This window comes from Streptomyces sp. ATexAB-D23, from assembly GCF_000373645.1.
In the GTDB taxonomy this organism is placed as follows: domain Bacteria; phylum Actinomycetota; class Actinomycetes; order Streptomycetales; family Streptomycetaceae; genus Streptomyces; species Streptomyces castrisilvae.
Window position 1 is genome coordinate 1 of sequence record NZ_KB892006.1, and the last position, 11,492, is coordinate 11,492.

The window sequence follows — 11,492 nt, forward strand, 5'->3', positions numbered from 1 at the left end:
CCTACCAGGTCAGTGACCTCGTAGGACTTTTCAAAGGAACCACCAACCTGCCGAAGCAGGCCGGGGTATCAACATATCTGGCGTTGACTTTTGGCACGCTGTTGAGTTCTCAAGGAACGGACGCTTCCTTTGTACTCACCCGCAGAACACTTTCTGGGGCTTTCCTCCGGGCGCTTCCCTTCGGTCTTGCGTTTCCGACTCTATCAGACTCTTTCGTGTCCGATTCCCGGTCGAAGCGGGCCGTGCTTTTCCGCTTTCCAGTTCTTCGCTTTCGCGTTTCCCTTTTCGGCGATTCAGACTCTATCAAACCTTTCCGCTCCCCCTGACCGGCCCCCCGCAGACATGCGGGTGCCCGATTTCGGGTTAGGGTTTGGGCTCAATAGCCGCCGCCGACCCCCGACTCAAAGTCGCGTTGGGGCCAGGCAGGAGTACGACAGTACAGGCTGCCGGGAGTCGAGGCAAATCGTTTCCGGTGCGCCCCTAGGTCCTCGAACCGCCAGGACTCGGGCGGAACCGGGACTTCCTATGACTTAGTCTGCTGAGCAGTACGCCGTCCTCCAATCAAGCCGCGGCGGCACCTTCGAAGCTCCACTGGGAGGCCCCCATGACCACTGTGACGTCCCCTCTTGCCGGACGCGCCATTGGGCTCGCTGACGTACCCGACCCAGTCTTCGCCGGGGCGATGGTCGGTCCCGGCACCGCCATCGACCCCGTGCGCGAGCCCTCCGAGGCCATCGCACCCGTCGACGGGATCGTCGTCTCCCTGCACCCGCACGCTTTTGTAGTGGTCGACAGCGAGGGGCACGGTGTGCTGACGCACCTCGGCATCGACACGGTCCAGCTCAACGGCGAGGGCTTCGAGCTGCTCGTGAGCAAGGGCGACACCGTCGCCCGCGGCCAGGCCGTCGTCCGGTGGAACCCGGCCGCCGTCGAGGCGGCCGGCAAGTCGCCGGTGTGCCCGGTCGTGGCGCTGGAGGCGACCGCCGATTCCCTCGGCGCCGTCGTGGAGAGCGGCGAAGTGGCGGCCGGCGACGCACTGTTCAGCTGGCAGTAACGCGATCGGCGCAGTGACAGCCGACTGGATATCCACCACCGCGGAGGCAACGGCCACCGCACGACCGGAGACGGGTGAAATGGAGACAACGCTGCGGGGCGTAGGCGTGAGCCACGGTGTGGCGATCGGCGAGGTACGGCACATGGGCACCGCGGTGCTCGAACCGCCGGCCAAGCAAATCCCTGCCGAGGAGGCGGAGCGCGAGCAGGGCCGGGCCCGGCAGGCCGTGGAGGCTGTGGCCGCCGACCTCATCGCGCGCGGCAACCTGGCCGGTGGTGAGGCCCAGCACGTGCTGGAGGCCCAGGCCATGATGGCCCAGGATCCCGAACTCATCGCCGATGTCGAACGGCGCATCGCCGTCGGGAGCACCGCCGAGCGCGGTGTGTACGACGCGTTCGCCTCGTACCGGGCGCTGCTGGCGGGCGCCGGCGAATACCTGGCCGGCCGGGTCGCCGACCTGGACGACGTGCGCAACCGGATCGTGGCCCGTCTGCTCGGCGTGCCGATGCCCGGTGTGCCGGACAGCGACGAGCCGTACGTCCTCATCGCGCGTGACCTCGCGCCCGCCGACACGGCACTGCTGGACCCGGCGCTGGTACTCGGCTTCGTGACCGAGGAGGGCGGGCCGACCAGCCACAGCGCGATTCTGGCGCGGGCGCTCGGTGTGCCCGCAGTCGTGGCGCTGCCCGGAGCCGGCGAGCTGGCCGAGGGCACGCTGATCGCCGTGGACGGCAGCACCGGCGAGATCTTCGTCGAGCCGAGCGCAGCGAAGCGTGCGGAGATGGAGAGCGCCGCCGCCGCGCGCAAGGCCGCGCTGTCGGCGTCGACCGGTCCCGGCGCCACGTCGGACGGGCACAAGGTGCCGCTGCTCGCCAACGTCGGCGGTCCCGGTGACGTGCCGGCGGCCGTCGAGGCGGGTGCGGAGGGCGTGGGCCTGTTCCGTACCGAGTTCCTCTTCCTGGACGACAGCACGCAGGCGCCGTCCGAGGAGAAGCAGATCGCCGCGTACCGCGCGGTGCTGGAGGCCTTCCCCGAGGGCCGGGTCGTCGTGCGGGTGCTGGACGCCGGGGCGGACAAGCCGCTCGACTTCCTCACGCCGGCGGACGAGCCGAACCCGGCGCTCGGTGTGCGCGGGCTGCGCAGCCTCCTGGACCACCCGGACGTGCTGCGTACCCAGCTGACCGCGCTGTCCAAGGCGGCCGAGGGGCTTCCCGTCTACCTTGAGGTCATGGCGCCGATGGTCGCCGACCGTGCCGACGCCAAGGCCTTCGCCGACGCGTGCCGTGCGGCCGGGCTGAACGCGAAGTTCGGTGCGATGGTCGAGATCCCGTCCGCGGCGCTGCGGGCGCGCTCGGTGCTGCAGGAGGTCGAGTTCCTGTCGCTGGGCACCAACGACCTGGCGCAGTACACCTTCGCCGCCGACCGTCAGGTGGGTGCGGTGTCCCGGCTCCAGGACCCCTGGCAGCCCGCGCTGCTGGATCTGGTCGCGATGTCGGCCGAGGCGGCCAAGGCCGAGGGGAAGAGCTGCGGTGTGTGCGGTGAGGCGGCCTCCGATCCGCTGCTCGCCTGTGTGCTGACCGGTCTCGGTGTGACGTCGCTGTCGATGGGCGCGGCCTCCATTCCTTATGTGCGCACCACGCTGGCCAAGTACACGCTCGCCCAGTGCGAGCGGGCCGCGTCGGCCGCGCGTGCGGCGGAATCCGCCGAGGAAGCGCGCATCGCGGCGCAGGCGGTGCTGTCGGGCGAGTAGGTCCGCGCCGGCGGCGCGAGAGCCGGCAGAACGAGAGGGGAAGGGGCTTCCCGCCGGGAGAGGCGGGAAGCCCCTTCGGCGTGTCAGCGGTGCTGTTCCGGCTCGTCGGCCCCGATGTCGAAGCCCGCGCAGTACTCCACGCCGGACTCCGGGGCGACCGGTTCACCGGTGTCGGCGTCGGTGCAGTAGGCGCTGAAGACCTCGCCGGCGGTCAGCGGGGCGAGGCAGCCTCCATCGAGCCGCCAGCCGTGTACCCGGTCCGGGGCGCCGGGCGCGCTGGTCCGCAGGACGACTCCGCCGTGGCTCTCCAGGGCGATACCGACGGCCAGCACGCTGACGAATTCGGCGCCCTCCGCGGAGTCGAGGCAGGCCGGGCCCGTGCCGTCCCGGTCGGTGTGCAGGGCGGCGAGCAACTGCTCGTGCCGCGTGGGTGTGCTGCACACCAGGTGATGGGTGCCGGGACCGGCCGCCGCCAGGGTGCGCTCCAGGAGGTGGGAGGCGCGGTCGAAAGCCGCGCGCCCGATGTCCTGGCCGCAGTCGGCGCACTCGCCGAGGCCGGCCAGCAGCATGGTGGCGTACTCCCAGGTGGCCCGGCGGACCGCCCGGCCGACGAGGGCCGGGATCAGGGCGTCCATCGGCTGGCCCGCGTAGGCGACGGTGGCTCCGCAGGCGGCGATCTCCGCGATGAAGCGGCTGCGGCCGGCCGGGGTGTCGGGGGCGATTCCCGCCTCCGCGCAGTACTCCGCGTACTCCTGCGGGTCGAAGAGGGCGACCGTAGTGTGCACGCCCTGGGCGGTGAGGGTCCTGAGGAGGCCTTCCACCTGCTTCAGGTAGACGCCGTGGTCCTCGAAGGTGAAGGTGCGGTAGCGCCGCATCGCCGCGAAGTCCTGTTCATCGGTCAGCAGGCCGATGGTGGTCGGTGCTTCGCGGCGCAGCGTGCGTCGCATGGTGGTGCCGGTCCGTCCGTGGACGGTGGTCCGCTTGTTCCTGGTGTGCGCCATGACTTCCCCCAGTGCGCTGTCGAACATTGCTCACTCAGAGTAGCCATGGGTACTGACAGTGGCGGGTTCAGCGGCGTTCGCGGGCGAGCTTCTCGTAGAAGTGGAGGAGTTCCAGGTTGTCGATCGAGCCGGGGTTGACGGCCTTTTCCAGGGCCGTTCCCTGGAGCAGACGCTTGACCGGAACCTCGATGCGTTTGCCGGTGAGGGTGTGCGGGATGCCGGGGACCTCGATGACCTCGTCGGGGACGTGGCGGGGCGAGAGGTTCTCGCGGATGGTGCGCTTGATGCTGTCGCGGAGGGCGTCGTCCAGGGTGGCGCCTTCGGCGAGGTGGACGAAGAGCGGCATCCAGTAGCCGCCGTTCGGTTCCTCCAGGCCGATGACGAGGGATTCGCGGATCTCGGGGAGGCGTTCGACCGCCTCGTAGATGTCGGCGGAGCCCATGCGGACGCCCTGCCGGTTGAGGGTGGAGTCGGAGCGGCCGTGGATGACGACGGCGCCGCGCTCGGTGATGGTGATCCAGTCGCCGTGGCGCCAGACGCCGGGGTACACGTCGAAGTAGCTGTCGTGGTAGCGGCTGCCGTCGGGGTCGTTCCAGAAGCGGACCGGCATGGAGGGCATCGGCTGGGTGACGACGAGCTCGCCGACCTCGCCGGTCAGGGGTTCGCCCGCCGGGTCCCAGGAATGAAGGTCCACGCCGAGGCTGGCTGCCTGGAGCTCGCCGATGTGGACGGGGAGGGTGGGCACCGCGCCGGCGAAGCAGCTGCACACGTCGGTGCCGCCGCTGACGGAGGCGATCCAGAGGTCGTCGGCGACCTCGTCGTGGAGCCAGCGGAAGCCGTCCGGCGGGAGCGGGGAGCCGGTGGTGGCTACGCACTGGACGCGGGAGAGGTCGAAGTCGCGTCCCGGGTGGATGCCGGCCTTGCGGCAGGCCATGACGTAGGCGGCGGAGGTGCCGTAGAGGGTGGCGCCGGTCTGTTCGGCGACGCGCCACTGGGCGCTGACGTCCGGGTAACCCGGGCTTCCGTCGTACAGCACGACAGTGGCGCCGGTGAGGAGGCCGGAGACGAGGAAGTTCCACATCATCCAGCCGGTGGAGGTGTACCAGAAGAAGCGGTCCTCGGGGCCGAGGTCGCAGTGGAGGCCGAGCTGCTTGAGGTGTTCGACCAGGATGCCGCCCTGGGACTGGACGATGGCCTTGGGCAGGCCGGTCGTGCCCGAGGAGTAGAGGACCCAGAGCGGGTGGTCGAACGCGACCTGCTCGAAGACGGGCTCGGTGTCGGCCGCGACGAGGGCGGCCCAGTCGAGGGCGCCTTCCGGGGCCTCGGTGCCCAGCAGCGGGATGTGCACGACGGCGCGCAGGGTGGGCAGTTCGCGGCGGAGCTCGGCGACGGTGTCGGCGCGGTGGTGTTCCTTGCCGCCGTAGCGGTAGCCGTCGACGGTGAACAGGACGACGGGTTCGACCTGCTGGAAGCGGTCGAGGACGCTGCGGGCGCCGAAGTCGGGGGCGCAGGAGGTCCAGACGCCGCCGACGGACGCGGTGGCGAGGAAGGCGACGACGGCCTGCGGGATGTTGGGAAGGTAGCCGCTGACGCGGTCGCCGGGGGTCACGCCGAGTGCGCGGAGTTCGGCGGCGAGCGAGCCGACCTGGCGGCGCAGCTCGGACCAGGAGGTCGGGGCCTGGGTGTGGCTCTCGTCCACGTGGAGCAGGGCGGGCGCGTCGGCGCGCAGGGGGTCCTCGGCGGCGCGCAGCGCGTGCTCGGCGTAGTTGAGGGTGGCGCCGGCGAACCAGGTGGCGCCGGGCATCGTGCGGTCACCGATGACCTGCTCGTACGGGGTGGAGAAGCGCACGTCGAACCATTCGGCGACGGCCTTCCAGAAGCTGTCGAGGTGGTCGACGGACCAGCGGTGCAGACTGGCGTAGCCGCCCTCGGCGGGGGCGCCGTGGTGTTCGGCGGCCCAGCTCTGGAAGCGGGTGACGGCTGCGGCCGCGATGCGGTCGGGGCCGGGCTGCCACAGGGGGGCTTCGTCGGCTGCTGAGGTCATGGGGCGGCTCCCTGGCTGTAGCGGGTACGCGGTGTGTGCGCAGGTCGCGCGCACGGGCTGGGGTGTGCGCGTGAGGCGACGCCACGGACGATGCCATGTGATCGTCTCTCGCACCAGGGTTGCCCGTACATGCTCTCGTGTCCCGGTATGTGGTCCGGGCACGTACGGGCGCGGGTCGGTCGGTCGCGGTCCGGCGCGGGTGAACGGAAGTTGAACGGGGCCTGTTCGCGCCCTCGCGGGTGGCAGGGTGACCGCATGAACGGTCGTGACCTGGTGCGCTCGGTGAAGCTGGTCGGTTCGAAGCGGGGGCTGCGTACGGTGCGCTCGGCGTGGCGCCGGGTGCGTGCGGACGCGCGGGCGTTGCCCTCGCGCGGTCCCGAGCGGGCGCGGGTGCCGGGGCCCGTGACGGGGGCGGAGCCTGGGCCGGCGGGCGGTGTGGTGAGGTTCGCCCGTTCGGAGCTGCGGATCCGGGTGGCGGTGGGCGGTGCGGTGTTCTGGGGGTGGGACGGGGCGGAGCCGCTGCCGTCGTACGCGTTGCCCGGGGAGGCGCCCGGCGCCGATCCGAGGGCGGTGCTGGAGCCGGGTACGGACGGTGGCTGGCAGGTGGTGTCGGAGCGGCTGACGGTCGCGGTGTCCCGGCACGGGGCGGTGGAGCTGCGGACGCCGGGCGGGGTGGTGCTGCGCCGGGAGCTGCCGCCGAGGTGGTGGGAGCCGGTGGGCGGCGGGGACGCGCGGTGGGTGCAGCGCTCGGAGGTGCCGGCGGACGCGCGGTTCTTCGGGCTCGGCGGGCGGGCTTCGGGGCCGCGGCTGCGGGACGGGTCGTACGGGTTGTGGAACACGGATCCGGGCGGGCGGTTCGGTCCGGGGGACGATCCGCTGTATCTGACGATGCCGGTGCAGGTGGTCGTCTCGGACGCGGGGACGCATCTGGTGTTCCACGACAACTCCTGGTCGGGCCGGGTGTCGTTGCGGGAGGGGAAGGAGGGGGCGGGGTCCGGGCACGACCGGCCGGGGATGTCGGAGGTGCGGATGGACGGGGGGCCGCTGCGCTGCTGGGTGGTGGCGGGCACGCCGGCCCGGGTGCTGGCAGGTTGGTCGGCGCTGACGGGGGCGGCCGCTGTGCCGCCGTCCTGGGCGCTGGGGCCGCAGCACGCGCGGTGGGGGTTCGGGAGCGAGCGGGAGGTGCGGCGGATCGCGGCGGGGTACCGGGAGCGGGGGCTCGCGCTGTCGGCGCTGCATCTGGACATCGACCACTTCGACGGGCACCGGGTGTTCACGGTGGACCGGGAGCGTTTCCCCGATCTGCCCGGCCTGGCGAAGGAGTTGCGGGAGGACGGGGTGCGGCTGGTGTCGATCGTGGACCCGGCGGTCGCGGCGGTGGCGGGGGACGAGGTCCACGACTCGGGCCGGGCGGTGGGCGCCGCGGGCGCGTTCGTCCGGGATGCCCGGGGGCGGGTGGTGCGCGGGGAGGTGTGGCCGGGTACGTGCGTCTATCCGGACTTCACCGATCCGGACGTGCGCGCGTGGTGGGGCGGGCTGTACGAGGAGCGTCTGGCGCGGGGTTTCTCCGGGGTGTGGCACGACATGAACGAGCCGGTGTCGTTCACGCCGTTCGGCGATCCGTCGCTCCCCCGCTCGGCGCGGCACGCGCTGGAGGGACGCGGCGGCGATCACCGCGAGGCGCACAACGTATACGGCCTGGCGATGGCGCGTGCCGGGTACGAGGGGCTGGCCCGGCTTCGGCCGGACGAGCGGCCGTTCCTGTTCTCGCGCTCCGGCTGGGCGGGGATGCAGCGTTACGGGGGCACCTGGTCCGGTGATGTGGCGACGGGCTGGCCGGGGCTGCGGGCATCGCTGGCGCTGGTGCTGGGTCTCGGTCTGTGCGGGGTGCCGTACTCGGGTCCCGACGTGGGCGGGTTCGACGGGTCGCCGTCGCCCGAGCTGTATCTGCGGTGGTTCCAGCTGGGGGCGTACCTTCCGCTGTTCCGTACGCACGCGGCGATCGACGCGGGCCGCCGGGAGCCGTGGGAGTTCGGGCCCGTGGTGCTGGCCGGTGCGCGGGAGGTGCTGGAGGAGCGGGAGCGGCTGCGCCCGTACTGGGTGACGCTGGCGCGGCTGGCCCGGCTGACGGGGGCGCCGTATGTCCGTCCGCTGTGGTGGTCGTCCCCAGGGGACCGGGCGCTGCGCGACTGCGAGGACGCGTATCTGCTGGGTGACGCGTTGCTGGTGGCTCCGGTGCTGGAGCCGGGGGTTTCCGAGCGGGCGGTGCGGCTGCCGCCGGGGCGCTGGTACGACACGGTGAGCGGGGCGGTGTACGAGGGGCCGGGGCAGGTGGTGGTCCAGGCGCCGCTGTCGCGGGTACCGGTGCTCGCGCGGGCCGGGGCGGTGATTCCGGTGCGGGGCGCGGACGGCGGGGTGGAGCTGGAGGTGTGGGCCCCGGTCGTGGGGCGAGGCGGTGGCGGGACGGTGGTCGGGGACGCGGGTGACGGCTGGGAGCCGGTGGAGGTCGAGCGGTACACGACGCGGCTGGTGGACGGGCGGGTCGTGGTGGAGCGTGACGGTGAGGAGGGCCTCGTGGAACGGCCGGTGCGGGTGCGGGGGGTGTGAGCGGGCTCAGTGGTAGCGGCCGGCGAACCAGGCGTCGGCGGCCTCGGTGTGGAGGGGGAAGGCGAGTGGGGCGGGGGCGCGCAGGAGGGTGTAGCCGGTCGTCTCGTCGGTCGGTGCGGACGGCGGGAGGGCGGTGGCCGGCCGTTCGGGGAGCAGTCCGAACAGGAGGAGGTGCCCGTCGGGTGAGCTGAGGGCGTCGGCGAGGCGGACGTCGTCGGGGCGGGCCTCGATGCCGGTCTCCTCGCGCAGTTCGCGTACGACCGCGTGTTTCCAGTCCTCGGTGTGGTCGATGAAGCCGCCGGGGAGCGCGAGGCCGCCGAGGGCGGGTTCGATGGTGCGGGTGATGACGACCAGGCCGGTGGTGTTCCCGTCGGTGACGGGGAGCAGGGCGACGGCGACCGGGAGCGGGTTGCGGTAGGCGGTGTCACCGCAGGCGGCGCAGGTGCGGGGCCAGTGGTCGGGGGACGCGAGGCCGGTGTACGGGGCTCCGCAGTCGCCGCAGTGGGAGTGCTTCACGGGGTTCTCCGTTTCTCGTGCCGGCCGGGCCCCGCCGTACGCGCACCGGCCGGGTGTCTCCCGCAATCGTGGTGGCCGGGCGCAAAGACGGTGGCGGACACGCGCGGACTGTATCGGATCGGCCTCCCGGCGGGACCGGCCGTTGGAGGATGTGCTCATGACAGGTATCGCGACCGTATTCCGTACCCTGGCAGCCGCTGCCGCCGCCCTGCTCGCCGTGACCGTCACCGCCCCGGTGGCGCAGGCGCGGCCCGAGCCGAAGGCGCCCGGGGAGTTCGTCTCGCTGCGTTCGGTGGACCCCACGATCATCCAGGAGATGCGCTACCCGACCGCCCACGACTTCATGGGCGAGCCCGTGGACGGCTACCGCCAGTCCCTCTGCATCCTGACCCGGCCGGCCGCCGAGGCCCTGCACCGCGCCCAGCTCCGGCTGCTGCGGCAGGGGTACTCGCTGAAGGTGTACGACTGCTACCGCCCGCAGCGGGCCGTCGACCACTTCGTGCGGTGGGCGAAGGACCTCGACGACCAGAAGATGAAGGCCGAGTTCTATCCGCGGGTCGACAAGACCCGGCTGTTCGCGGACGGCTACATCGCGGAGAAGTCCGGACACAGCCGGGGCAGCACGGTGGACCTGACCCTGGTCCGGCTGCCCGCGCTGCCGACCAGGCCGTACCGGCCGGGCGAGAAGCTCGCACCCTGTTACGCGCCGCGGGCGGAGCGTTTCCCCGACAACTCGGTCGACATGGGCACCGGCTTCGACTGCTTCGACACGCTCTCGCACACGGACGACCCGCGCGTCCAGGGTGTCCAGCGCGCCAACCGGCAGTTCCTCAAGGAGACGCTCACCGAGGCCGGTTTCGTGAACCTGGCCGAGGAATGGTGGCACTACACCTTCCAGCCCGAGCTGTTCCCCGACACCTATTTCGACTTCCCGGTGACGCGGAGGTCCGTCGCCGGACACTGAGGCGCCGGGGCAGTGGAAAAGGCGGCCGGGACCACCCCCGTGGGTTCCGGCCGCCCTTTCTTCCTTTCGGACGCAGCCGGGCCGTTTCCGGTTGCCGGTCCAGCCATTACGGTTCCCGTATGTCACAGCAGACGTTCGAGTCGTACGAAGAGTTCTGGCCGTACTACGTCGCGATGCACTCCCGGGCCGCGACCCGCTGGGTCCATCTCACCGGCACGCTGACCGGCCTCGCCGTGACCGCGTACGGGCTGGCGCGCGGCCGCAAGCGGTACGCGGCCGCGCTGCCGCTGATCGGCTACGGGACGGCCTGGCCCGCCCATTTCCTGATCGAGAAGAACAACCCGGCCACCTTCGGCCACCCCGCCTGGTCGCTGCGCGGCGATGTGCAGATGATCCGGATGATGCTCGCCGGACGCGACCACGAGCTGGCGCGGACCGCCGCGAAGTGGCTCGCCGAGAACGGCCGGGAAGCCCAGACGGTCACGGAACCCGAGTCGTAACGGAGCCCGGGTCGTAACGGAACCCGGGCCGTCACGGAGCCTGGGTCGTCACGGGCTCGCGCCCCCGGCCCGCGCGGGACAGCGCGTGCTCGACGACGGCCACCAGCACGTCCCGCGCCGACGGGCGGTCCCGCGCGTCGCACGTGAGGAGCGGCACCTCCGGGTCCAGGTCGAGCGCCTCCCGTACGGTCGCCTGCGGGAAGCGGTCCGTGCCCTCGAAGCAGTTGACCGCGACCGCGAACGGGATCTTGCGCCGCTCGAAGTAGTCGATCGCCGCGAAGCAGTCCCCCAGGCGCCGGGTGTCCGCCAGGACGACCGCGCCCAGCGCGCCCTGGGCCAGCTCGTCCCACAGGAACCAGAAGCGGTCCTGCCCCGGCGTGCCGAAGAGGTACAGCACCAGGTCCTCGCGGAGCGTGATCCGCCCGAAGTCCATGGCCACCGTCGTCGTGGTCTTCGCCTCGACGCCGTCCAGGTCGTCCACCGGACGCCCCGCCTCGGTCAGCCTCTCCTCCGTGCGCAGCGGCCTGATCTCGCTGACCGCGCCCACCAGCGTCGTCTTGCCCACGCCGAAGCCGCCCGCCACCAGGATCTTGAGGGTGACGGGCTCCACGGACCGCCTGCTGCGGCTAGAGCGCCCGAAGGCCATTGATCACCTCACGGAGAATGTTCACGTCCGGCAGCTCGGCCGGCGGAACGGGACGGGTCACATGCACCAGTTCGTCCTCGACGAGGTCCCCGATCAGGACCCGGACCACCCCCACGGGGAGGTCCAGGGCCGAGGCGAGTTCGGCGATCGACTGGGGCAGCTCACTGCAGAGTTCGACGATCTCCACATGCTCCGGCGAGAGCATCTGGTCCCTGCCCGGGTCCTCGGCCGCGGGTTCGGGCACGACGATCGCGATCAGGTCGAGACGGTGGCGGGACGCGCTGCTGGTACGCCCGCGGGTCATCGCGTAGGGGCGGACGACCGGCCCCGCGTCGGCGTCGTACCAGCGCGGGGCCCGCGGCCTTGCCGGGGTCTCCGGGGAGCCGGGCGATTCGGCGCTCATGCCGTCC

The 11,492-nt window shown here is 72.1% G+C and carries 11 protein-coding genes; 6 read left to right on the forward strand and 5 right to left on the reverse strand.

Translation table 11 applies throughout. The features are described from left to right. The 3 genes from B082_RS39785 to ptsP form a co-directional block, all read left to right on the forward strand. On the forward strand, positions 1-326 hold a 326-nt coding region (locus B082_RS39785), incomplete at its 5' end, for a hypothetical protein (RefSeq protein WP_234018128.1). Between the two features lie 278 nt (positions 327-604). After that, positions 605-1,054, forward strand: coding sequence for a PTS sugar transporter subunit IIA (locus B082_RS0107825; RefSeq protein ID WP_026249538.1), 450 nt, complete (start codon positions 605-607; stop codon positions 1,052-1,054). A gap of 79 nt (positions 1,055-1,133) precedes the next feature. Next, the gene (gene ptsP / locus B082_RS0107830; protein WP_026249539.1) at positions 1,134-2,804 is read left to right on the forward strand and encodes a phosphoenolpyruvate--protein phosphotransferase; all 1,671 of its coding nucleotides are present in this window, start codon (positions 1,134-1,136) and stop codon (positions 2,802-2,804) included. A gap of 83 nt (positions 2,805-2,887) precedes the next feature. Here ptsP and B082_RS0107835 read toward each other — a convergent pair whose 3' ends face one another. Next, positions 2,888-3,832, reverse strand: a complete 945-nt coding sequence (locus B082_RS0107835; protein ID WP_018551261.1) for a hypothetical protein — start codon at positions 3,830-3,832, stop codon at positions 2,888-2,890. A 40-nt stretch (positions 3,833-3,872) separates the two neighbouring features. After that, on the reverse strand, positions 3,873-5,849 hold the full coding sequence (locus tag B082_RS0107840; protein WP_018551262.1) for an acetoacetate--CoA ligase: 1,977 nt from the start codon (positions 5,847-5,849) through the stop codon (positions 3,873-3,875). Between the two features lie 255 nt (positions 5,850-6,104). Between B082_RS0107840 and B082_RS0107845 the strand changes: the two genes are divergently transcribed. Then, entirely contained in the window at positions 6,105-8,456 is a 2,352-nt protein-coding gene (locus tag B082_RS0107845) for a glycoside hydrolase family 31 protein (RefSeq protein ID WP_026249540.1), read from the forward strand. 6 nt (positions 8,457-8,462) lie between these two features. Here B082_RS0107845 and B082_RS0107850 read toward each other — a convergent pair whose 3' ends face one another. Next, on the reverse strand, positions 8,463-8,972 hold the full coding sequence (locus B082_RS0107850; RefSeq protein ID WP_018551264.1) for an NUDIX domain-containing protein: 510 nt from the start codon (positions 8,970-8,972) through the stop codon (positions 8,463-8,465). A 157-nt stretch (positions 8,973-9,129) separates the two neighbouring features. Between B082_RS0107850 and B082_RS0107855 the strand changes: the two genes are divergently transcribed. Together B082_RS0107855 and B082_RS0107860 are read left to right on the forward strand one after the other, a co-directional pair. Beyond that, positions 9,130-9,936 carry a M15 family metallopeptidase gene (locus B082_RS0107855; RefSeq protein ID WP_018551265.1) on the forward strand — a complete coding sequence of 269 codons (807 nt, stop codon included), beginning with the start codon at positions 9,130-9,132 and terminating at the stop codon, positions 9,934-9,936. Between the two features lie 119 nt (positions 9,937-10,055). Further along, on the forward strand, positions 10,056-10,436 hold the full coding sequence (locus tag B082_RS0107860) for a DUF962 domain-containing protein (RefSeq protein WP_018551266.1): 381 nt from the start codon (positions 10,056-10,058) through the stop codon (positions 10,434-10,436). A 31-nt stretch (positions 10,437-10,467) separates the two neighbouring features. On the opposite strand, the gene B082_RS0107865 is transcribed toward B082_RS0107860, so the two are convergent. After that, positions 10,468-11,082 carry a GTP-binding protein gene (locus B082_RS0107865; RefSeq protein WP_026249541.1) on the reverse strand — a complete coding sequence of 205 codons (615 nt, stop codon included), beginning with the start codon at positions 11,080-11,082 and terminating at the stop codon, positions 10,468-10,470. Continuing rightward, complete coding sequence (locus B082_RS0107870) at positions 11,063-11,485, reverse strand: DUF742 domain-containing protein (protein WP_018551268.1); 423 nt, start codon at positions 11,483-11,485, stop codon at positions 11,063-11,065. The genes B082_RS0107865 and B082_RS0107870 overlap by 20 nt, the downstream gene beginning before the upstream one ends. Positions 11,486-11,492: the final 7 nt, after the last annotated feature.